The sequence below is a fragment of the Rhodococcus sp. SBT000017 genome (assembly GCF_003688915.1).
Taxonomy (GTDB): domain Bacteria; phylum Actinomycetota; class Actinomycetes; order Mycobacteriales; family Mycobacteriaceae; genus Rhodococcoides.
Window position 1 is genome coordinate 476,801 of record NZ_REFU01000001.1, and the last position, 22,325, is coordinate 499,125.

General features: G+C 66.3%; 19 protein-coding genes. All 19 read left to right on the top strand.

Annotation, left to right across the window (positions count from 1 at the left end):
- The first annotated feature begins 40 nt into the window (after positions 1–40).
- The 19 genes from AYK61_RS02065 (at position 41) to AYK61_RS02150 (ending at position 22,271) form a co-directional block, all read left to right on the top strand.
- Positions 41–1,642 carry a UDP-N-acetylmuramoyl-L-alanyl-D-glutamate--2,6-diaminopimelate ligase gene (locus AYK61_RS02065; RefSeq protein WP_121869615.1) on the top strand — a complete coding sequence of 534 codons (1,602 nt, stop codon included), beginning with the start codon at positions 41–43 and terminating at the stop codon, positions 1,640–1,642.
- Positions 1,639–3,147 carry a UDP-N-acetylmuramoyl-tripeptide--D-alanyl-D-alanine ligase gene (murF, locus tag AYK61_RS02070; protein ID WP_121869616.1) on the top strand — a complete coding sequence of 503 codons (1,509 nt, stop codon included), beginning with the start codon at positions 1,639–1,641 and terminating at the stop codon, positions 3,145–3,147. Before AYK61_RS02065 ends, murF begins: the two co-directional genes overlap by 4 nt.
- Positions 3,144–4,229, top strand: coding sequence for a phospho-N-acetylmuramoyl-pentapeptide-transferase (gene mraY / locus AYK61_RS02075; protein WP_121869617.1), 1,086 nt, complete (start codon positions 3,144–3,146; stop codon positions 4,227–4,229). Before murF ends, mraY begins: the two co-directional genes overlap by 4 nt.
- Positions 4,230–4,232: 3 nt before the next feature.
- On the top strand, positions 4,233–5,705 hold the full coding sequence (gene murD, locus AYK61_RS02080; RefSeq protein ID WP_121869618.1) for a UDP-N-acetylmuramoyl-L-alanine--D-glutamate ligase: 1,473 nt from the start codon (positions 4,233–4,235) through the stop codon (positions 5,703–5,705).
- Complete coding sequence (gene ftsW, locus AYK61_RS02085; protein WP_121869619.1) at positions 5,702–7,288, top strand: putative lipid II flippase FtsW; 1,587 nt, start codon at positions 5,702–5,704, stop codon at positions 7,286–7,288. Before murD ends, ftsW begins: the two co-directional genes overlap by 4 nt.
- The gene (murG, locus tag AYK61_RS02090) at positions 7,285–8,427 is read left to right on the top strand and encodes an undecaprenyldiphospho-muramoylpentapeptide beta-N-acetylglucosaminyltransferase (RefSeq protein WP_220709100.1); all 1,143 of its coding nucleotides are present in this window, start codon (positions 7,285–7,287) and stop codon (positions 8,425–8,427) included. Before ftsW ends, murG begins: the two co-directional genes overlap by 4 nt.
- Before the next feature lie 63 nt (positions 8,428–8,490).
- Positions 8,491–9,996 (top strand): UDP-N-acetylmuramate--L-alanine ligase, encoded by a 1,506-nt coding sequence (gene murC / locus AYK61_RS02095; RefSeq protein WP_121869620.1) that lies wholly within the window; start codon positions 8,491–8,493, stop codon positions 9,994–9,996.
- Positions 9,993–10,787, top strand: coding sequence for a cell division protein FtsQ/DivIB (locus AYK61_RS02100; protein ID WP_121869621.1), 795 nt, complete (start codon positions 9,993–9,995; stop codon positions 10,785–10,787). Before murC ends, AYK61_RS02100 begins: the two co-directional genes overlap by 4 nt.
- Before the next feature lie 172 nt (positions 10,788–10,959).
- Positions 10,960–12,234, top strand: coding sequence for a cell division protein FtsZ (gene ftsZ / locus AYK61_RS02105; protein WP_121869622.1), 1,275 nt, complete (start codon positions 10,960–10,962; stop codon positions 12,232–12,234).
- A complete protein-coding gene (gene pgeF, locus AYK61_RS02110; protein ID WP_121869623.1) occupies positions 12,231–12,998 on the top strand; it encodes a peptidoglycan editing factor PgeF in 768 nt (255 codons plus the stop codon). The genes ftsZ and pgeF overlap by 4 nt, the downstream gene beginning before the upstream one ends.
- A 19-nt stretch (positions 12,999–13,017) precedes the next feature.
- A complete protein-coding gene (locus AYK61_RS02115; RefSeq protein WP_121872356.1) occupies positions 13,018–13,773 on the top strand; it encodes a YggS family pyridoxal phosphate-dependent enzyme in 756 nt (251 codons plus the stop codon).
- An 83-nt stretch (positions 13,774–13,856) separates the two neighbouring features.
- Entirely contained in the window at positions 13,857–14,504 is a 648-nt protein-coding gene (locus AYK61_RS02120) for a cell division protein SepF (protein ID WP_121869624.1), read from the top strand.
- An 82-nt stretch (positions 14,505–14,586) separates the two neighbouring features.
- On the top strand, positions 14,587–14,874 hold the full coding sequence (locus AYK61_RS02125) for a YggT family protein (protein ID WP_121869625.1): 288 nt from the start codon (positions 14,587–14,589) through the stop codon (positions 14,872–14,874).
- A 159-nt stretch (positions 14,875–15,033) separates the two neighbouring features.
- Positions 15,034–15,885: a DivIVA domain-containing protein gene (locus tag AYK61_RS02130; protein WP_121869626.1), complete on the top strand. Its 852-nt coding sequence runs from the start codon at positions 15,034–15,036 to the stop codon at positions 15,883–15,885.
- Between the two features lie 87 nt (positions 15,886–15,972).
- Positions 15,973–16,149, top strand: a complete 177-nt coding sequence (locus AYK61_RS27185; RefSeq protein WP_179273334.1) for a hypothetical protein — start codon at positions 15,973–15,975, stop codon at positions 16,147–16,149.
- 290 nt (positions 16,150–16,439) lie between these two features.
- Positions 16,440–19,577 carry an isoleucine--tRNA ligase gene (gene ileS / locus AYK61_RS02135; protein WP_121869627.1) on the top strand — a complete coding sequence of 1,046 codons (3,138 nt, stop codon included), beginning with the start codon at positions 16,440–16,442 and terminating at the stop codon, positions 19,575–19,577.
- On the top strand, positions 19,574–20,224 hold the full coding sequence (locus AYK61_RS02140; RefSeq protein ID WP_121869628.1) for a peptide deformylase: 651 nt from the start codon (positions 19,574–19,576) through the stop codon (positions 20,222–20,224). Before ileS ends, AYK61_RS02140 begins: the two co-directional genes overlap by 4 nt.
- Positions 20,225–20,271: 47 nt before the next feature.
- Positions 20,272–21,588, top strand: a complete 1,317-nt coding sequence (locus AYK61_RS02145) for a DNA polymerase IV (protein WP_121872357.1) — start codon at positions 20,272–20,274, stop codon at positions 21,586–21,588.
- Positions 21,589–21,785: 197 nt separating this feature from the next.
- Entirely contained in the window at positions 21,786–22,271 is a 486-nt protein-coding gene (locus AYK61_RS02150; protein WP_183130392.1) for a hypothetical protein, read from the top strand.
- Positions 22,272–22,325: the final 54 nt, after the last annotated feature.

Consider the following 22,325-nt stretch of genomic DNA (forward strand, 5'->3'; position numbering starts at 1 on the left):
GGCAGGCACGCGGCCGGCAGTAGAGAGGAAGGGAGCAGGAGTGACTGTGTCATCGGATTCACAACCGGCTCCGGGTTCACGTCCGGCGCATCCACCGCACACCGAAATCCGGGAGGTGGCGTTCGCGGTCGGTGCAACGGTCGGCGACGGAGACCCTGCCGGGGTGAGCGTGACCGGTATCGATCTGCGCGCACAGTCCGTTCTTCCCGGCGATCTCTTCGCAGCACTGCCCGGATCGTCACGACACGGAGCCGAGTTCGTCGCCGACGCAGTCGAGCGTGGTGCGGTGGCGGTGTTCACCGACCCGGCCGGACTCGAGATCGTGCGGGGAGCGCTCGCAGGCACCGATCGACAGGTTCCGGTCCTCGTGCACGACCGCCCGCGCCAGGTGTTGGGGGCAATCTCCGCTCTGCTGTACGGCAACCCGTCGTCGAAGATGACCGTCATCGGTATCACCGGTACGTCGGGAAAGACGACGACGTCCTACCTGCTCGAAGCCGGCCTGACCGCTGCCGGTCGTCGGTGCGGTCTGATCGGCACCATCGAGACACGTGTGCTGGGCCGGCACGTACCGAGCGCGCTCACCACGCCCGAGGCTCCGCAACTGCATGCGCTCTTCGCCGTCATGGTCGAGGAGGGTGTCGACACGGTGGTGATGGAAGTGTCCTCGCACGCGTTGTCCCTCGGCCGGGTCGACGGAACCCGCTTCGCGATCGGTGCGTTCACCAATCTTTCGCAGGACCACCTCGATTTCCACGATTCTCTCGAGGACTACTTTTCAGCCAAGAGTCGCCTGTTCGCGGCCGACTCGGCGGTTCGTGCCGACACCGCCGTCGTCTGTGTCGACGACGCGTGGGGCGTGCGGATGGCAGACATCGCACGATCGGCCGGTTCGACGGTGGTGACCGCGTCGACCGGTGCCGATTCACAGTGGACGGTCTCGGACTGGGCCAAGCACGACGACGGCACGCAGTCGTTCACCGTCGCCGATCCGCAGGGTGCGTCGCTGCCGGTCTCGGTCCGGTTGCCGGGTCGCTACAACGTCGCGAACACCGTGCTGGCCTTGGCGACCTGCGCGGCCGCCGGGGCCGATGTGCGCAGCGCCGTGACCGGGGTCGCGACGGTCGACGTGCCGGGTCGCGTACAGCGGATCGATCGTGGGCAGAACTTTCTGGCGGTGGTCGACTACGCGCACAAGCCTGCGGCCGTCGAGGCCGTGCTGGCGACCCTGCGCGAATCCTCGCGCGGACGGATCGCAGTGGTGCTCGGAGCAGGTGGCGACCGCGACACCGCGAAGCGTCCCCTGATGGGTGCCGCCGGAGCACGCGGTGCCGAGCTGTTGGTGGTGACCGACGACAACCCGCGAAGCGAGGATCCGGCCACCATTCGGCAGGCCGTCGAGGACGGCGCGCTGTCGGTGCCGGACGAGGCTCGCGGTGAAGTACGGAACGTGGCAGGCCGCGCAGCGGCGATCGAACAGGCCGTGGCGTGGGCACGCGAAGGGGATGTTGTGTTGATCGCAGGTAAAGGGCACGAAACCGGCCAAGAGGTAGCGGGCGTGAAGCATCCGTTCGACGACCGAGTGATACTCGCCTCGGCCATCGATGCGCGCCGGGTCGGCACGAGCGCGGGCGTACGGTGATCCCGCTCTCGATCGACCGCATCGCCGAGATCGTCGGAGGCACGGTGCACGACGTGCCGGATCCGGCGGTCGTGGTGCCGGGACCGGTGGAGTTCGACTCCCGCAAGGTGACCACCGGCAGTATCTTCCTGGCCCTTCCCGGAGCCAAGGTGGACGGTCACGACCATGCCGCCGACGCGGTGGCCGCAGGTGCGGCACTGGTGTTGGCCGCGCGCCCGGTGGGCGTACCGGCCGTGGTCGTGCGTCCGGTTCCGCACGACAGTCGCGCGATGGCACTCGAGAACGACCCGGGCGGCTCCGGTTCGGCAGTGTTGACCGCCCTCGGCGCTCTGGCCAGGGCATCGGTGGTCGAGCTGACCGCCGAGCACGGCCTGACCGTCGTCGGCGTGACGGGATCCTCGGGGAAGACCTCCACCAAGGATCTGATCTCTGCTGTTCTCGAGCCCCTGGGCTCGGTGGTGGCACCGCCCGGATCGTTCAACAACGAACTGGGACATCCTTGGACGGCGCTGCGAGCAGATGCCGAGACCGATTTCCTCTGTCTCGAGTTGTCGGCCCGAGGAATCGGTCACATCGCCGAACTCGCCACGCTCGCCCCGCCCCGCATCGGGGTGGTCCTCAACGTCGGAACCGCGCACCTGGGTGAGTTCGGCTCGCGCGCGGCCATCGCACTGGCGAAGGGCGAACTGGTCGAAGCTCTGCCGAGTGCTGCCGACGGAGGAGTGGCGATTCTCAACATCGATGACCGGCTCGTCGCCGAAATGGCAACCCGCACAACGGCATCCGTCGTCACGGTCGGACGCAATGCAGATGCCGACATCAGAGCGCTCGACGTGCAGGTCGACACCGACGCCCGGGCGTCGTTCACGCTCGAATGCGCAGCGGGTACGGCAGCGATCACCCTGGCGGTGCACGGTGAGCACCAGGTCGGCAACGCCCTCGCGGCAGCGGCCGTCGCACTCGAGTGCGGAGCGACGTTGGCGCAGGTCGCCGAGGCGCTCGGGACGGCCGCACCGACGTCGATCAGGCGGATGGACGTGCGCACCCGCGCCGACGGCGTCACCGTCGTCAACGATTCGTACAACGCCAACCCCGATTCGATGCGCGCCGCACTCAAGGCTCTGGTGTCGATGTCGCGTCGCGATGACGGACCGAAACGCCGCAGCTGGGCTGTGCTGGGTGAGATGGGCGAACTCGGTTCGGACTCGGTGGTCGAGCACGACGCGATCGGCCGGCTCGCCGTCCGCCTCGACGTCGATCGCCTGATCATCGTCGACACCGGCCGTCCCACTCGGGCGCTGCACCAGGGTGCGGTCATGGAGGGTTCGTGGGGCGAGGAATCGATGCTGGTGCCCGACCGGGAATCGGCGATCGACGTACTGCACGAGGAGGTGCGTCCAGGCGACATCGTGCTGGTGAAGGCCTCGCAGTCCGGGGCGATGTGGACCGTCGCAGACGCCCTGCTGGCCGATGCGTCGAACGGCACTCCGGAGGGTGAGCAGTGAGGCAGATCCTGTTCGCCGGAGGTATCGCACTCGCGGTCGCGATCCTGCTGACCCCGGTGCTGATCAAGACCTTCTCGAAACAGGGCTTCGGCCAGGAGATTCGAGTGGAGGGACCGGCGAGTCACCAGTCCAAGCGGGGCACACCGACAATGGGCGGCGTCGCAATTCTGGTCGGCATCTGGGCCGGCTACTGGGGCTCGCACCTGATCGGCATCGGCTACGACGCAGACGGTCCGTCGGCCTCGGCCCTGCTCGTTCTCGGCCTGACCACGGTGCTCGGTCTCGTCGGCTTTCTCGACGACTTCATCAAGATCCGCAAACAGCGCAACCTGGGACTGAACGCCACCGGCAAGTACGTCGGTCAGATAACGGCGGCCGTGCTCTTCGCGATCCTGGTGTTGCAGTTCCGCAGCGAGAGCGGGCTCACCCCGGGCAGCACCCAACTGTCGTACGTTCGTGACATCGCCACCTGGTCGATGTCCGCGGTGGTCTTCGTGTTCTTCATCTGCCTGCTCGTCATCGCGTGGTCCAACTCGGTCAACCTCACCGACGGACTCGACGGACTCGCTGCCGGGTCCATGACTCTGGTGCTCGGTGCCTACACCGTCATCACCTTCTGGCAGTACCGCCAGGCGTGCGCAGGCCCAGCCGGGCCTGCCCCCGGCTGCTACGACGTTCGAGACCCCCTCGACCTGGCCCTGGTCTGTGCGTCGGCCGCGGGCGCCTGCATCGGCTTCCTGTGGTGGAACGCCGCGCCGGCCAAGATCTTCATGGGTGACACCGGATCCCTGGCCCTCGGCGGTCTGATCGCAGGCCTGTCGGTGGTGACCAAGACCGAGCTGATCATGGTGGTCATCGGTGCGCTGTTCGTCGCCGAGGCCGCGTCGGTCGTGATCCAGGTCGCGGTGTTCCGATCCAGTCGCCGACGCGTCTTCCGCATGGCACCGTTCCATCATCACTTCGAGCTGGCCGGATGGGCCGAGACGACGGTGATCATCCGGTTCTGGTTGTTGGCCGCCATCTCGTCGGCCGTCGGACTCGCCCTGTTCTACAGCGAGTATCTCGCTGCTGTCGGCGGATAGGGCATGGATGAATCTGTGCACGACTCTCGGACCGATCTGATCTGGTTGCGTGGCAGTTCGGTGCTGGTGACCGGAGCCCGCATCTCGGGACTCGCTGTCGTGCAACCACTGCTGGATCTCGGTGCCGTCGTCACGGTCACCGACTCGAATCGCGCCGCGCTGGACGAGGCGTCGAACTCCGGTGCTGCGGTGGTGCTGCAGGACGACCTGCTCGCCGATCCCGCGGCGCTCGAAAAGTTCTCGCTCGTCGTCACCAGTCCCGGTTTCCGTCCCGACTCTCCGGTGTTGGCGGCCGCCACGAAACAGGGTATTCCGGTGTGGGGCGATGTCGAGTTGTCCTGGCACGTGGACCGGGCCGAGCTGTACGGACCCCGGACTCGCTGGCTGGTGGTCACCGGTACCAACGGAAAGACGACCACCACCTCGATGCTGGCGTCGATACTCGACGCCGCCGGCATCGAATCGGTGGCCTGCGGCAACATCGGACTCCCCGTCGCCGACGCGTTGCGCGGTACCCCACATCCGAGTGTGCTCGCTGTGGAGTTGTCGTCGTTCCAGTTGTTCTGGGCTCCGTCGGTGCGTCCGGCAGCGGGGGTGGTGCTCAACATCGCCGAGGACCATCTCGATTGGCACGGCGGTATGGATGGTTACGTCCAGGCCAAGGCTCGTGCGTTGAGCGGCGATGTTGCGGTGGTCGGTCTCGACGACTCCAGGGCGGCCGGCTTGTCGGCCGGGTCTGTGGCGGCGACCGTCGTCGGTTTCCGGTTGGGTGAGCCGGCGTCGGGTGAGCTGGGAGTGCGGGCAGGGATGCTCGTCGACAACGCGTTCGGCGAGAACGTCGATTTACTCGCTGCGGACGACGTGGAGCCGAGCGGCCCGTCCGGTGTCCTCGATGCGCTCGCGGCAGGCGCGCTGGCTCGTTCGATCGGCGTGCAGGCAGGCGATGTTCGGGTGGGGCTGCAGACCTATCGGGTGGGACCGCATCGTGCGGCGGTGGTGCGCGAGCTCGGCGGGGTGACGTTCATCGATGATTCGAAGGCGACGAACCCGCACGCCGCTCGCTCCTCGATCTCGGCGCACGATCGCGTCGTGTGGATCGCGGGTGGGCTGTTGAAGGGTGCGCTGATCGACGATCTGGTGGTCGAGATCGCCGATCGGCTCGTGGCTGCGGTCGTCCTCGGACGCGATGGGATGCAGATCGCAGAGGCTTTAGCGCGACACGCGCCCGATGTTCCGGTCGTCAGGCTTCCTTCGGGAGACGATGCTGGTGTGACTCATGGTGCTGAAGATGCTGATGCGGTGATGCGGGCGGTCGCGGCCCATGCGGCCGAACTCGCCGCGCCGGGGGATACGGTCCTGCTGGCCCCGGCCGCCGCGTCACTGGACATGTTCGCCGACTACGGCCACCGCGGCCGCAGCTTCGCCGAATCGGTCCAGCGCCTCGATGCCACCGACATCGGATCGCCGCGATCGTGACCGCCGCCGGTCAGCCGCCGCGTCCGCCTCGCCGCACCGCCGCTCCACGCACTCGAATAGGCCTGTGGTTCGGCAGGCCGCTCGCGTCCTTCCATCTCATCGTCACGATCGCAGTCCTGCTCACGGTGTTGGGCCTGGTGATGGTGCTGTCGGCGTCGTCCGCCGAATCCTTCGCAGCCGACGAGTCCGGGTACGCGCTCTTCACCCAGCAGCTGATCGGTGTCGCGCTGGGAGTCGTCGCGTTTTACGTCGCTCTCCGGCTGCCGGTTCGGTACCTCAGGAAGCTGTCGTTTCCGCTGTTCTTGGTCTCGATCACCATGCTGATGCTGGTGCTGATTCCCGGTATCGGTGCCGAACGCCAAGGCGCGCGCCGCTGGTTCGACTTCGGCGTCGTGTCCTTCCAGCCGTCCGAGCTCGCCAAGGTGGCACTGGTTCTGTGGGGCGCGCACCTGTTGGCCTCGCGTCGCAGCGAACACGGCAACATCAAGTCGTTGCTCATTCCGTTGCTGCCTGCGGGTCTGCTGATGTGCCTGCTCGTCGTCCTGCAGCCGAACCTGAGTACCGCCATCGCCCTCGGCATCATCCTGGTGGCGCTGCTGTGGTTCGCCGGCCTCAACGCCCGGTTGTTCGGTGCGGTGCTGATGACCGGGATGGCGCTGGCAACCGTGCTCGCGTTCACCGCCGGTTACCGGTCCAACCGCGTCAAGGCCTGGCTCAACCCGGGCGAGGACACCCAGGGTCTGTCGTACCAGTCCACCCAGGCGAAATACTCACTGGCCGACGGCGGAATGTTCGGTCGCGGGCTCGGGCAGAGCCGCGCGAAGTGGAGTTACCTGCCCAACGCGCACAACGACTTCATCTTCGCCATCATCGGCGAGGAACTCGGGATGATCGGCTGCCTGGCAGTCATCGGATTGTTCGGCCTCTTCGTCTACACCGGCCTGCGCATCGCCATGCGTTCGGTCGATCCGTTCCTGCGTCTGCTGACCGCAGGTGCCACGTGTTGGGTGTTCGGTCAGGCCATGATCAACATCGGCTACGTCGTCGGGCTGCTGCCGGTGACCGGTCTGCAGCTTCCGCTGGTGTCCTACGGTGGTACCTCGACTGCGATCACGCTGCTGATGTTCGGCATCATCGCGAGCGCCGCCCGGCACGAACCGGAGGCGATCGCAGCCCTGCACGCGGGGCAGGAGGGCCGAATCGCGCGAGCTCTGAAGCTGCCGCTGCCCGCCGTGTTCTCGCCCAAGCGAGCTGCGATGGCACGCTCGAAGTCCACTCGCCCCACGCTGGCGGCGCAGGATCGCAAGCGCCTCGAGTCCCGTAAGGGCCAGGGCAAGGACGCACGTACAGCGAGAGCTGCCGAGCCCGGACGTGCTCGCACGCGGGTCTCCAGTTCACGGACCGAGACGATGTCACCCAGATCGACTGCGTATCGGGGCGAGTCACCCCGCGGCAACCCCCGTCGGAGCGAGTCCGTCCGGCGAGAGTCCGCCGCAGGATCGCGGTCGGCATACCGTCCGCGACCGGAACCACAACCCGGTCGCCCGCCCGTCCGCTCGGGTGAGCGAGGATATCGACGGTGAAGCAGACATCTCGACCGATTTCCGTAGTGGTTGCCGGGGGCGGAACGGCCGGGCACATCGAGCCTGCGCTCGCTGTGGCCGACGCCTTGCGTGTCCTCGACCCCACCGTCACCGTCACCGCTCTCGGCAGCAGCCGTGGTCTGGAGACGAAACTCGTCCCGGCTCGCGGGTACGCACTCGAACTCATTCCGCCGGTTCCGCTGCCCCGGAAGCCCACCGTCGACCTGCTCAAGCTGCCGCTGCGCGTCGTGCGATCGGTGCGCCGCACCCGAGAGATCTTCGCGGCCGTCGAGGCGGACGTGCTCGTCGGATTCGGCGGATATGTCGCGTTGCCGGCCTATCTCGCGGCCCGCGGTCGACTGTTCGGCCGTGGCGGCCGAATTCCTGTGGTCATCCACGAGGCCAACGCGCGCGCGGGCATCGCCAACAAGGTCGGTGCTCGGTCGGCCGAGCGGGTACTCGCCGCGGTCGCGGGCTCGGGGATCGCCGCGCGCGGTGCTGCCGACGCGGATGTGATCGGAATTCCCGTGCGTCCCACCATCACCGGACTCGACCGGGCGGCTGTCCGCGCAGAGGCTCGCGCGCACTTCGGCCTGCCCGAGAGCGGCCCGGTGCTGTTGGTGTTCGGCGGCTCGCAGGGGGCCCGATCGCTCAACGACGCGGTGTCCGGAGCCTCGGCGGCCCTCGCCGGTGCCGGTATCTCGGTTCTGCACGCGCACGGTCCGAAGAACTCGCTCGACGTCGAGCAGCGCAATCCGAATGCGCCGTACGTCGCGGTGCCGTACATCGACCGGATGGATCTGGCGTATGCGGCCGCGGACCTCGCGATATGCCGGTCCGGTGCCATGACGGTCGCCGAGGTTTCCGCGACCGGTCTGCCTGCCGTCTACGTGCCCCTGCCGCACGGCAACGGCGAGCAGGAACTCAACGCCCGTCCTGTGGTCGACGCCGGAGGTGGCATCCTGGTGTCCGATGCGACACTGACCGAGCAGTACGTGAGCGAGACGGTGGTCGCGCTGCTGGCCGACACCGAAAAAATTGCCACCATGTCTCGGGCCGCCGCCGGTGCCGGGCACAAGGGCGCAGCAGCTGCCGTCGCGCAGATCGTGCTCGATACCGCGCACGCGGCGCGGCGCTGAGCTGGGCGGCGTCGAGCATGAGAAGAGAACGAGGGAGACGTCCGCGTGACAACTGAGGGTGCGATGTCGGATCTGCCGACAGAGCTCGAACGAGTACACATGGTGGGCATCGGTGGTGCCGGAATGTCCGGCATCGCGCGGATCCTGCTGGCTCGCGGGGGACAGGTGTCGGGTTCGGATGCCAAGGAATCGCGCGGCGTACTCGCACTGCGCGCACGCGGTGCCCAGGTCCGCATCGGTCACGACGCGAGCGCGCTGGACATGATCGACGGCGGACCCACCGTGGTGGTGACGACCCACGCCGCGATTCCCAGGACCAATCCAGAACTCGTCGAAGCTCGTGAACGCGGAATCCCGGTGGTGCTGCGTCCGGCCGTGCTGTCTTCTCTCATGCAGGGATACCGCACGTTGTTGGTCTCGGGTACGCACGGCAAGACGTCGACGACCTCGATGCTGGTCGTCGCCCTCCAGCACTGCGGGTTCGATCCGTCGTTCGCCGTCGGGGGAGAGCTGAACGAGGCCGGGACCAACGCTCATCACGGCAGCGGCGACGTGTTCGTGGCCGAGGCGGACGAGAGCGACGGCTCGCTGCTGCAGTACACGGCCAACGTCATCATCGTGACCAACATCGAGGCCGATCACCTGGACTACTTCGGCACCACCGAGGCCTACGTTCAGGTGTTCGACGATTTCGCCGCGCTCCTCGGTCCCGGCGGTGTGCTCGTGGCCTGCATGGACGACCCGGGTTCGGCTGCGCTCGCTCGACGCGTGGTCGAGCGCAACCTTCCCGGAGTGAAGGTGCTGGGTTACGGGTCCTCGGACGTCGACGCCGGGCCGGTCGAGATGGCCGTTCGCCTGTTGGCGTGGGAGCCCGAGGACATCGGCGGCGTCGCGCAGTTGCAGATCGCGGGCGAGGACGCGGCGCGCACCGTACGGCTCGGCGTCCCCGGCCGGCACACCGCACTCAACGCGCTGGCGGCGTTCGTCGCGGCGCGCCAGGTCGGTGCCGGAGTCGAGGAACTGCTGGCCGGGCTCACCGGTTTCGGCGGAGTGCATCGGCGTTTCCAGTTCACCGGACGTGAGCACGGCGTGCGCGTGTTCGACGACTACGCGCACCACCCGACGGAGGTGCGCGCGGTGTTGACGGCTGCCCAGGCTCTCGTGGCGGGTCAGGACCATTCGGGTCTCGAGCAGGGCCGCGTCGTCGTCGTGTTCCAGCCGCACCTGTATTCGCGGACCGCGACGTTCGCCGAGGAGTTCGGTGCCGCGCTGTCGTTGGCCGACGAGATCGTCGTGCTCGACGTCTACGGCGCGCGCGAGGAGCCGTTGCCCGGTGTGACGGGGGCGCTGGTTGCCGCTTCGGTGACCAAGCCGGTGAACTATCAGCCGGATCTGTCGTTGGTGGCCAAGCAGGTCGCCCATCTGAGTGTGCCCGGCGATGTCGTGATCACCATGGGTGCCGGTGACGTGACGATGCTCGGCGGACCGATTCTCGATGCGCTTCGCTCGAAGACCGATTTCGGTGCTGCGACCGGCCGCGGAGTACCGAAGGATCGGCCGTCGACGTGACCCGCCGCTCCGATCGAGTCCGTTCTTCGAGGTCGGGAACAGCTGCAGGAGAGGGTGATTCGCCGTCCGCGGTCACCGACAAGCAGGCGCGCGCGCTGGCGCGTGAAGAAGAGCGCGCCCGGGTGAAGCGGTCGCGGCGCAAGGCCTTGGTCATCGCACTGGCCGTGGTGGTCGTCGTGGTGGGATCGGCTGCGCTGGTGTACTTCACACCGCTGTTGTCCGTTCGCACCATTGCGGTCGCGGGGGCGTCCTCGGTGTCCGAGGAGGAGATCCTGGATCGGCTGGACGTACCCGTCGGTCTTCCGCTGGTTCGGGTGGACACGGCGGCCGCGGCGCAGCGGGTGGCGACGATTCCGGCGCTGGCGACGGTTCGTGTGCAACGGAAGTATCCGTCCACCGTGCAGGTGACGGTGGAGGAGCGAACACCGGTGGCGTTCTTCGATTCTCCGGACGGCACCCATCTTCTCGACTCCTCGGGGGTCGATTTCGCGATCGCGCCGCCACCGCCCGGGGTGGTGCGTCTGGTGACCGACAACCCGGTGTTCGGTGATCCGGTGACGAAAGATGCACTCGCGGTTCTCGATACGTTGCCACCGCTGCTACGCGATCAGGCAGGCGAGCTGCGCGCGAGCACGCTGTCCGACATTTCGATTCTGCTGCTCGACGGGCGCACCGTGGTGTGGGGCAGCAAGGACGACTCGCAACGCAAGGCCGCGGTGGCGATCGCGTTGCTGTCCCAGCCCGGTCAGATCTTCGACGTGTCGAGTCCGGATCTGCCCACCACCAAATAGTTTCGACGTGGTCGACGGGAATTTCTCGCGCGGCGTCGGCGCGCCTAATGGCGATAGTCGTCGGCGATGAATAGCGTTTCGACCAGTTCAGTACTTGACATAACTCTAAGCCTGTGGTTTAGGTTGAGGGTTTTCCACATTTCACGCAACAATCCACGGAAGGCGAGAGCCCATGACGCCCCCGCACAACTACCTCGCCGTAATCAAGGTCGTCGGCATCGGCGGCGGCGGCGTGAACGCGGTCAACCGCATGATCGAACAGGGACTCAAGGGAGTCGAGTTCATCGCGGTCAACACCGACGCTCAGGCCTTGCTGATGAGTGACGCAGACGTCAAGCTCGACGTGGGTCGCGAGCTGACCCGCGGACTCGGCGCAGGTGCCGATCCCGAGGTCGGCCGACGCGCAGCAGACGATCACAAGGACGAGATCGAAGAGGTGCTCAAGGGTGCCGACATGGTGTTCGTCACCGCAGGCGAGGGCGGCGGCACCGGTACCGGTGGTGCTCCCGTCGTCGCCAACATCGCTCGCAAGCTCGGTGCACTGACCGTTGGTGTCGTCACTCGGCCGTTCTCGTTCGAGGGCAAGCGGCGCGGTGGACAGGCCGACACGGGCATCCAGCAGCTCCGTGAGTCCTGCGACACGCTCATCGTCATCCCGAACGATCGACTGCTTCAGCTCGGCGACGCGGCCGTCAGCCTCATGGACGCATTCCGCAGCGCCGACGAGGTATTGCTCAACGGCGTTCAGGGCATCACCGACCTGATCACCACTCCAGGCCTGATCAACGTCGACTTCGCCGACGTCAAGGGTGTCATGTCCGGCGCGGGCAGTGCGTTGATGGGCATCGGATCCTCCCGCGGTGAGGGTCGAGCCATCAAGGCAGCCGAATCGGCGATCAACTCGCCGCTGCTCGAAGCGTCGATGGAAGGTGCACGCGGAGTGCTGCTCTCCATCGCCGGTGGATCCGACCTCGGTCTGTTCGAGATCAACGAGGCCGCCTCGCTGGTGCAGGAAGCCGCACACATCGACGCCAACATCATTTTCGGCACCGTCATCGACGACTCCCTCGGCGACGAGGTCCGCGTGACCGTCATCGCCGCAGGCTTCGACGGCGGAACCCCGACGCGGCGTCCGGTCGAAGCGGCCACCTCCACACGTGGACCGATCGGATCGGCTCGCTCGGGCGAGGTGTCCTCCAGGTCGAGCGACAGTTCCGACGGTGCCGTGTTCCGCGACCCGGTAGGCGCACCGAGTGGTAGCAGTCTGCCGCCGCTGAACTCGTCGAGCTCGTCCAACCGCGAATCGTCCAGCCGCGAGTCCGCAGCCGGTCACGGCCGTGACTCGGGCGGCCAAGGCCGCGAGTCCGTCGGTTCCGGCCGTCGCGTGCCGATCGCCGAGGACGAGGGCGAAGACGAAGTCGATGTGCCGTCCTTCATGCGGCGGTGAGTGACACCGCATCCGCCGGTCCGTTTCGTGTCCGACGCGTCTCGACGACGCGGGACGGCGGCGTCTCGGCACCACCGTTCGACACGTTCAATCTCGGCGACCACGTCGGTGACGACCCCGCTGCGGTGGAGGCCAACCGTCGACGCCTCGGCGATCGACTGGGCATGGGACTCGAACGGCTCGTCTTCATGGAGCAGGTCCACGGACGCACCGTCACGGTGGTCGACGGTCCGGTGTCCGAGCCGCTACCGATGACCGATGCGTTGGTGACGACGCAACGTGATCTCGGTCTGGTGGTGTTGACTGCCGACTGTGTGCCGGTCCTGCTCTCCGACGAGGAGGCCGGAGTGATCGCCGCCGTGCACGCAGGACGGGTCGGAGCCCGCATCGGCATCGTGCCTCGCGTGTTGGCCGCCATGGTCGAGCTCGGTGCGGTCCCGGCGCGCATCGGTGCGTTTCTGGGTCCGGCCGCGAGTGGTCGCCAGTACGAGGTGCCCGCGTCCATGCGAGCGGACGTCGACCAGCATCTCCCCGGCAGCGCGACGACGACCGTCCGCCATACCCCCGGGCTCGACATTCCCGCCGGTATCCGAGCTCAACTGCTCGCCGCGGGAGTATCCGGCGTGGCTCAGGATCCTCGATGCACCATCGAGGATCGGACGTTGTTCAGTCACCGTCGCGAAGGATCGACCGGTCGAATTGCCAGTGTCGTATGGATGGACAGCACATCCTCAGGTGATCGGCCCGAATCGGCCGATCGGTGAACGGGCAGAGAAGGTTGTCATGAGCGAACTCAGCGGCAGCGCGTCGGGCCCGGACCGGGCGCGCGAGATCGACACATCGTTGACGTCGGTGCGCGAGCGGTTGCATCGCGCATGTGTCGACGCGGGCCGGTCGCCCGCCGACGTGGCTCTGTTGCCGGTGACCAAGTTCTTCCCTGCCTCGGACGTGCGAATTCTGTACGACCTGGGGTGCCGCGACTTCGGAGAGTCCCGGGAGCAGGACGCGTCGCCCAAGGTCGCCGAGACTGCCGACGATTTCAGCGCCGATCCGCCTCGGTGGCACATGATCGGACACCTGCAGCGAAACAAGGCGAAGTCGGTGGCCGCGTGGGCGCACTCCATTCATTCCGTGGACAGTGCGCGGTTGGTGACCGCTCTGTCCAAGGCGACGGCGGCGGCACTGGACGAGGGTGTGCGTCGGACCGAACTCGACGTGATCGTTCAGGTCAGCCTCGACGGGGATGTGCATCGCGGAGGCGTCGAACGCGAGGAACTGCACGAGCTTGCGGACGCGGTGTCGAATGCCTCCGGGTTGCGTCTGGCGGGGTTGATGGCGGTGCCACCGCTCGATGCAGATCCGGACGCCGCATTCGCCGACCTCGAGAGTCTGCACGCGCGACTTCTCGTGGATCATCCCGGAGCGCTCGAGCTGTCCGCGGGCATGACCGGAGACCTGGAAGCTGCTGTGCGGCACGGATCGACGTGCGTGCGTGTCGGTACCGCAATACTCGGCGCGCGGCCGATAACCTCGCAATAACAGTCCATGGATCACATCAGTCACAACAGACACTTGCGAACCTGGAGATGGACAGTAGACACACCGCCACGGAAGGCAGAACGATGAGCACCCTGCACAAGTTCAAGGCGTACTTCGGCATGGTTCCGCTCGCCGACTACGAGGACGACTACCTCGACGATCCGGACACGCGACGCAGCTCCCGTGGTGGTCGCGACAGCTACGACGACATCGACGAGCGTGATTTCGTGAAGCCGTCCTTCGGTGGATCGCGGCACGCACAGGTCGAGGACGACTACGACGATTACGAGGCACCCCGTCCGGCGGCCACGCTGGCACCGATCGGTGGACGAGGACGCGGCGCGGCACCGAGCACGCGCGGTGCGGCAACCAGGGGAGCGCTTGCCATGGACACTCGGATGGACATGCGCGCAGAGACCCGACGCAGCCCGATCGTGGACGACGGCGGCCCGCTCTCGAAGATCACCACGCTGCGACCGCGTGACTACAGCGAGGCCCGCACCATCGGTGAGCGCTTCCGCGACGGCACGCCGGTCATCATGGACCTGGTCGAGATGAGCAACGCGGACGCCAAGCGGCTGGTCGATTTCGCTGCCGGGCTCGCTTTTGCACTCCGCGGTTCCTTCGACAAGGTGGCCACGAAGGTCTTCCTGCTCTCGCCGGCCGACGTCGACGTCTCGCCGCAGGAGCGCAGGCGGATCGCCGAGACCGGTTTCTACAGTCAGCAGTGAGATATTCACTGTTCGGGGTGGTAGTTCAGGGCTGTGACCAGCGCACTTTGCTCAGCCCGGCGAAGTCAGGCAGAGTATAGCCGTGATCGTGTTCACGGTGATCAACATCGTATTGTTTCTTTTTTGGCTCCTTCTCATCGGTCGAATCATCGTCGAGTTCATCAGGACTTTCGCGAGAGATTGGCAACCGACCGGGTTGGTCGTCATCATGCTCGAGGCGATCTTCACGGTGACAGACCCGCCGGTGAAGTTTCTCCGGAAGATAATTCCACCGCTCAACCTCGGTGGAGTGCGACTGGACCTGTCCATCATGGTTCTGCTTTTCGTCGTCTTCATCGCGTGGAATGTGACCAGCAGTCTCGCGGCCTGAGGCCGAAGTTGAATGTTAGAACGCGGGACCCAGCGCATGCTGCGTGTCCCGTGTGACAGAATGGACGCCAGTTACAGTTTGATTGTTCTGCACTCGCGCGGAATGGCATATAACTGAATGCTTGCTCTACCGCCCCAAGACGCGTGAAGGGATCCTTCCATGCCGCTGACTCCAGCTGATGTGCACAATGTCGCGTTCAGCAAGCCGCCCATCGGTAAGCGCGGTTACAACGAAGACGAGGTCGACGCTTTTCTCGACCTCGTCGAACAAGAGTTGTCGCGACTGATCGAAGAGAACGCCGACCTACGCCAGCGGGTCGGTGAGCTCGATCAGGAGCTTGCGGATTCCAAGAACGCTGCGCGGCAGAGCCCGCAGTCGGCTCAGGTCGCGGCACCGAAAGCCGAGCCACAGCGTCCGGTCGATCCTCCCAAGCCACCGCCCGTGGTGCAGCAGCCCGCACCGGTCGCACCCGTTGCAGCAGCCCCGCAGCAGAGCGGCGACTCCAACATGCAGGCCGCCAAGATTCTGGGCCTTGCTCAGGAGATGGCCGATCGTCTCACCGGCGATGCCAAGTCGGAGTCCGAGCAGCTGCTCGGCAACGCGCGCACCAACGCCGAGCGTTTGGTGTCGGATGCACGTACGCGTTCCGAGTCGATGATGTCCGAGGCACGGCAGAAGTCCGAGTCGCTGTTGTCCGACGCGCAGACCCGGTCCGAGACCCAGCTGCGTCAGGCAAAGGAGAAGGCCGACGCACTGCAGGCCGACGCCGAGCGCAAGCACACCGAGATCATGGCGACGATCAACCAGCAGCGCTCCGTGCTCGAGGGGCGTATCGAGCAGCTCAAGACGTTCGAGCGTGAGTACCGTGTGCGGCTCAAGTCCTACCTCGAATCGCAGCTCGAAGAGCTCGAGAACCGTTCCTCGGCTCTGCCGGTGGACAACGGGCAGGACAACTTCAACCAGGACAATCAGTCCTCGGGGTACAGCCAGTCGTACGCCAAGGGCAACTGACGCACCACCCTCCTCCGACGCCGACGCCGACGATTGCGGCAGCGTCGGGACCAGGTTGTCGCGTCGAGTGGTGAGCGAGGAATCGGTGTGTTGGTCCTGACTCTCGGCGCAGCAGCGATCGGCTTCGGCTTTCTGGTCCTCGCCCTGATGACGGGTTCCGTCGTCTGGGCGTGGGCCTGCATAGTCGTCTGTATCGTGGGTGCAGTTCTTCTGCTGGTCGGAGCGCTCACGGGCCGACGGCCTCCGCCCGAGCTCGACAGGTAGCATCACGAATCAGGCAGTCGTATTTCAGGCGTCGATCCGGCCATCACCGGGGAGCTTTCGGAAGAACGACGCCGGGACGACGCGCTCAGGTGTATCGGAACGGCGTTCAGTAGAACCGAACGGGCGAGCCCGTCACAGCTCAACTGGAGTGGCGCGCTCCGACGGCAGGGTCGTCGAGAGTGTGCAAGCGGGGTGGTACCGCGGTGTCGGGCGAACAGATCGCCCGGATGTCGTCCCCGTGCCAACTTTGCGTCGCGTCTCGCACGCGGCCGGCACGGAGGAGACATGACATGACAGATGCAAGCGCCCGTCCGAACTCGGGGTCGTACCCGTTGGTCGACCTGGCCGAGGGCCGATCGGGCAGCGTCCCGTTCCCCGATCTCGAGCGCATCGTTCTGCACGAGTGGGCCGAGGACGGCACCTTTCGAGCCAGCATCGACAACCGGGCAGGTGCCGAGGAGTTCGTCTTCTACGACGGGCCGCCCTTCGCGAACGGTCTGCCGCACTACGGCCACCTGCTCACCGGCTACGTCAAAGACCTCGTTCCACGATTCCAGACGATGCGGGGCAAGAAGGTCGAGCGTCGCTTCGGGTGGGATTGCCACGGTCTGCCCGCAGAGCTGGAAGCCGAGAAGCAGCTCGGCATCAAGGACAAGTCCGAGATCGACGAGATGGGCCTGGCGAAGTTCAACGCCTACTGCAAGCAGTCGGTACTGCAGTACACCGACGAGTGGCGGGACTACGTGACACGGCAGGCGCGGTGGGTCGACTTCGACAACGACTACAAGACCCTCGACGTCGACTTCATGGAGTCGGTCATGTGGGCGTTCAAGACTCTGCACGACAAGGGCCTGATCTACCAGGGCTACCGAGTGCTGCCGTACAGCTGGTACGAGCAGACGCCCCTGTCCAATCAGGAGACCCGCCTGGACGACGCGTACAAGATGCGTCAGGATCCCGCGGTCACCGTCACGATGCCGTTGACGGCTCCGGGCTCGCCCCTGGACGGCGCGAACGCGCTGATCTGGACCACCACGCCGTGGACCCTGCCTTCGAACCTGGCGATCGCGGTGCACCCCGAGGTGCAGTACGTGCAGGTGCGAGGAACCGACGATGAGCGTTACGTCCTTGCCGCGCAGCGACTCTCGCACTACGCGAAGGAACTCGGCGAGGAGCCGGAGGTGCTCTCGGAGCACACCGGCGCCGAGTTGGTCGGACTGTCCTACACGCCTCCCTACGACTTCTTCCTCGGCCACGAGAACGCGCACCGCGTGCTCGAGGCCGACTACGTCACCACCGATTCGGGCACCGGAATCGTCCATCTCGCACCGGCTTTCGGTGAGGAGGACATGGACGTCGCCACCGCGAACGGAATCGAGGTGGTGCAACCGCTCGACGCAGGCGGCAAGTTCACCTCGCTGGTGCCGCCGTACGAGGGCCTGATGGTGTTCGACGCCAATCCGGTGATCATCAAGGACCTCAAGGCCTCGGGTCGGTTGCTGCGGCACGAGACCATCGAGCACTCGTACCCGCACAGCTGGCGCAGTGGTCAGCCACTGATCTACATGGCTGTGCCGTCCTGGTTCGTCGCGGTCACCAAGTTCCGTGATCGCATGGTCGAGCTGAACCAGGAGATCACCTGGGTTCCCGAGCACATCAAGGACGGCCAGTTCGGCAAGTGGCTCGAAGGAGCCCGCGACTGGAACATCAGTCGAAACCGGTACTGGGGCAGCCCTATCCCGGCATGGACGTCCGACGACCCGGCCTACCCGCGCCTGGACGTGTACGGCAGCCTGGACGAGCTCGAGCGTGACTTCGGCGTGCGACCGACCGATCTGCACCGCCCCTACATCGACGAGTTGACCCGGCCCAACCCGGACGATCCGACCGGCAAGTCGACGATGCGCCGCGTCCCCGAGGTGTTGGACTGCTGGTTCGAGTCCGGGTCGATGCCGTATGCGCAGGTGCACTTCCCGTTCGAGAACGAGGAGTGGTTCTCCACGCACAACCCGGGCGATTTCATCGTCGAGTACAACGGGCAGACGCGAGGGTGGTTCTACACCCTGCACGTGCTGGCGACCGCACTGTTCGACCGCCCGGCGTTCAAGACCGTTGCCGCACACGGCATCGTGCTCGGTGAAGACGGCTTGAAGATGAGCAAGTCCAAGGGCAACTACCCGGACGTCAAGGAGGTCTTCGACCGCGACGGTTCCGATGCCATGCGGTGGTTCCTGATGTCCTCACCGATCCTGCGCGGCGGCAACCTCATCGTCACCGAGCAGGGCATCCGCGAGGGCGTGCGCCAGGCGTTGCTGCCGATCTGGAATGCGTGGAGCTTCCTGCAGCTCTACGCGTCGAAGCCCGGGCAGTGGCGAACCGATTCGTCGAACGTGCTAGATCGCTACGTGTTGGCCAAGCTGTCGTCCACCCGCGATGCCATCACCGATGCGCTCGAGGGCAACGACATCGCCGGTGCCTGCGACGAGCTGCGCACGTTCTGCGATGCGTTGACCAATTGGTATGTGCGACGGTCTCGTTCGCGGTTCTGGAGCGAGGACGCCGACGCCATCGACACCCTGCACACCGTGCTCGAGGTGCTCACTCGCATCGCCGCCCCGCTGTTGCCGTTGATCAGCGAAGTGGTGTGGCGTGGATTGACCGGCGGCCGCTCGGTGCACCTGACCGACTGGCCCGAGGCAGGCGAACTGCCGTCGGATCCCGAACTGGTCGAGAGCATGGACGAGGTCCGTACCGTGTGCTCCACGGTGCTGGGTCTGCGCAAGGCACAGAACCTGCGCGTGCGGTTGCCGTTGCCCGAGGTGACGGTCGCAGCCGCCGATGCGGAGCGCCTGCGCCCGTTCGTCGACATCATCTCCGACGAGGTCAACGTCAAGAAGGTCGATCTGACCGAAGACGTTGCCGTACACGGAAAGTTCGAGCTCGTCGTCAATGCCCGTGCTGCGGGGCCGCGTATCGGCAAGGACGTGCAGACGGTCATCAAGGCCGTCAAGGCAGGCGATTGGTCCGAGGACGCCGACGGTGTGGTGAGCGCAGCGGGAATTGCACTGCTGCCGGAGGAATTCACGCGCAGGCTCGTTGCCGCCGAGCCCGAATCGACGGCACCGCTGCCCGGAAACGCCGGACTGGTCGTGCTCGATTCCGCCGTCACCGAGGAGCTCGAAGCGGAGGGTTGGGCCAAGGACCGCATCCGCGAACTGCAGGACGCGCGTCGCAATCACGGATTCGACGTCTCGGATCGAATCGACATCGTCATCGAGGTCCCCGAGCATCGGCAGGCGTGGCTCGACACCCATCGTGATCTGATCGCAGGCGAGGTGCTCGCGCTCTCGCTCGTCGACGGCCGCGTCGGGGACGACGGCAGCGATCTCGGTGAGGGAGTGCGGGCAGCGATCACCAAGTCGTCATGATCGATGGCGACGTATCGGCCGACTCCGTCCGTGAGCTTCTCGCCGAAGCTCACGGCGGCGTCGTGCCGATCGTCGCCGCAGGCCACCCGGTTCTGCGGTCCAGGGCTGCGCCGTACGCCGGGCAGCTCGACTCGGAGACGTTCGCGGAGTTGATCGAGGTGATGCGCGCGACCATGCACGACGCACCCGGTGTCGGTCTGGCCGCACCGCAGATCGGCATCCCGCTCCAGATCGCAGTGATCGAGGATCGCCACGACGTCGGACCGGATGTCGCGCGCGCCCGAGAGCGCACACCGCTTCCGTTCCGCGTACTGGTCAACCCTCGGTACACCCCGGTCGGACCGCGGACTGCCGGCTTCTACGAGGGATGCCTCAGTGTTCCGGGGTACCAGGCCGTCGTGATGCGAGCGGCTCACGTGCGGCTCGAGTGCACCGACGAGACGGGCCGCGAGATCGACGAGGTGGTTCGTGGCTGGCCGGCCAGGATCGTGGCCCACGAGACCGATCATCTCCACGGCACCCTGTACATCGACACCGCGAACATGCGGTCGCTGACGACGAGCGAGATGTACGGCGAGCTGTGGTCGGATCCGACACCCGAACGCGCCGCGCAGGCTCTCGGATTCGCCACCGACGACCGCCGTTGACCACCGTGCCCGATATCGCCAACCACACCCTGCGGAGTCGTCGTTGGGTGCTGCACCTGGACATGGACGCGTTCTTCGCCTCCGCCGAACAGTTGACGCGCCCCACGTTGCGGGGCCGTCCGGTTCTCGTCGGCGGCGCGGGCGGGCGGGGAGTGGTGGCCGGTTGCAGTTACCAGGCCCGCGAGTTCGGAGCCCGTTCGGCCATGCCGATGCATCAGGCTCGCCGACTCGTGGGAGCCGGGGCCGTGGTGTTGCCGCCGCGGTTCGTTCTCTATTCGGAGCTGAGCCGACGAGCCTTCGAGGCACTACGGGGACCTATGCCCGTCCTCGAACAACTCTCGATCGACGAGGCGTTCGGTGAGCCGCTCGAACTCGCCGGAGCGACGGTTCACGAGGTCGAGCAGTTCTGCGCGGGCCTGCGCGCGTTGATCCTCGCCGAGACCGGGTTGGTCGCCTCGATCGGTGCCGGGTCCGGAAAACAGATCGCCAAGATCGCGTCGGGACTGGCCAAGCCCGACGGCATCACCGTCGTCGCTCCCGGAATCCAGGCCGAGCTGATGGCGGCTCTTCCGGTCCGGAAACTGTGGGGGATCGGACCGGTGGCCGGCGAGCGCTTGCGGCGCTTGGGCATCGACACCATCGGCAAGTTCGTGGCCACGCCCGAGTCCGAGGTGGCGTCGATTCTCGGGGCCACGATGGGACCGAGCCTGCATCAGCTCGCACGCGGAATCGACAACCGCGTCGTTGCCGAGCGGGCCGAGGCCAAGCAGGTCAGCGCCGAGACGACGTTCGCACAGGATCTGATCTCGCTCGCTCAGCTCCGCCCGGCCATCGAGTCCATCGTCGACTCGACGCATCGCCGGTTGCTGAAGGACGGCCGGGGTGCCAGGACGGTGGTGCTCAAGCTGCGCAAGTCCGACATGAGCATCATCACTCGATCGGCGACGTTGCCGTACGCGACGGTGGACAAACAGACCATCGTGGCCACGGCCCAGCGACTTGCCGTCGATCCGGTCGACGTCGGTCCGATCAGGCTGGTCGGGGTCGGATTGGCCGGGCTGTCGGCCGTGCGACAGGGCTCGCTGTTTCCCGAACTGGAGTACGAGCCGGTCGCCGATGCGACCGAGGAGTCGCCCGCCCCGATCGTGGCCGCCGCGGATGTCGTCGTCCAGGAAGGCCCACGGTGGCAACCGGGTATGGACGTCCGGCATCCCGACTTCGGTCACGGCTGGGTGCAGGGGGCCGGTCACTCGGTGGTGACCGTCCGATTCGAGACCAGAACCAGTGGGCCGGGAATCGCGCGCACCTTCGCCGAATCGGACGAGAACCTGGTTGTTGCCGACGTTCTCGACAGCCTGACGTGAGTTGTGGCGTGGCTGAGGAAACTCTGTGAGGTTTCACAGGTATGCCGATCGCGTTGTGACTCGGGCTTGTCGAGCTGACATAGTGGACCAGGTCCGAGACGACCCCATTCCAGACGACCGACGAGTCACAGAACGATCGAGACGTGACTCAGAGTGAAAAGGACAAGCACTTGAAGCTTCGCAACACCCGACGGGCAATGGTTGCCGGCATCGCCATCGCCGCAGCGCTCACCATGACCGCCTGCAGCTCCGACGAGGGTGACACGACGGCCACCACGACGACCGCTGCCACCACCACGGCATCGACCCCGACCGAGAACGCCGCGTACCCCCCGGTCCCCACTGTCGAGGAGCTCAACGGGCAGCTCGCGCGCGGGCTCGACCCCAACGTTCCGGTCGAGGAGAAGGCCGCCCTGATCCAGGGCGCATCCGAGGACCCCGAATTGATCAACCAGGTCGCCGCCGCCGCGGTCGCAAACAACGCGCAGATCGAGATCACCAGCATCGACGATCTCGGCACCGGCGTCCTCAACGCCGGCATCACGATCACGCTCAACGGTCAGGCCAACCCCGGCACGTTCCAGTTCGTGCCCGAGGACGGTGTCTGGAAGCTGTCCAAGGACAACGCCTGCGGCATCGTCTCGCTCGCGCAGCTGACCAGCCCGGCGTGCCCCGCACCCTGAGTCCTGCCGATCGTCTCTGACCGACACGACGTACTGTCGGTGACATGTCCCCTC

Bases quoted from the DNA above. Each gene is read 5' to 3' on its own strand.
- AYK61_RS02140 (WP_121869628.1), top strand. From the start codon at position 19,574: ATGATCGATGGCGACGTATCGGCCGACTCCGTCCGTGAGCTTCTCGCC.
- AYK61_RS02115 (WP_121872356.1), top strand. From the start codon at position 13,018: ATGAGCGAACTCAGCGGCAGCGCGTCGGGCCCGGACCGGGCGCGCGAG.
- AYK61_RS02130 (WP_121869626.1), top strand. From the start codon at position 15,034: ATGCCGCTGACTCCAGCTGATGTGCACAATGTCGCGTTCAGCAAGCCG.
- ileS (WP_121869627.1), top strand. From the start codon at position 16,440: ATGACAGATGCAAGCGCCCGTCCGAACTCGGGGTCGTACCCGTTGGTC.
- AYK61_RS02120 (WP_121869624.1), top strand. From the start codon at position 13,857: ATGAGCACCCTGCACAAGTTCAAGGCGTACTTCGGCATGGTTCCGCTC.
- AYK61_RS02150 (WP_183130392.1), top strand. From the start codon at position 21,786: ATGGTTGCCGGCATCGCCATCGCCGCAGCGCTCACCATGACCGCCTGC.
- murC (WP_121869620.1), top strand. From the start codon at position 8,491: ATGTCGGATCTGCCGACAGAGCTCGAACGAGTACACATGGTGGGCATC.
- murD (WP_121869618.1), top strand. From the start codon at position 4,233: ATGGATGAATCTGTGCACGACTCTCGGACCGATCTGATCTGGTTGCGT.
- ftsZ (WP_121869622.1), top strand. From the start codon at position 10,960: ATGACGCCCCCGCACAACTACCTCGCCGTAATCAAGGTCGTCGGCATC.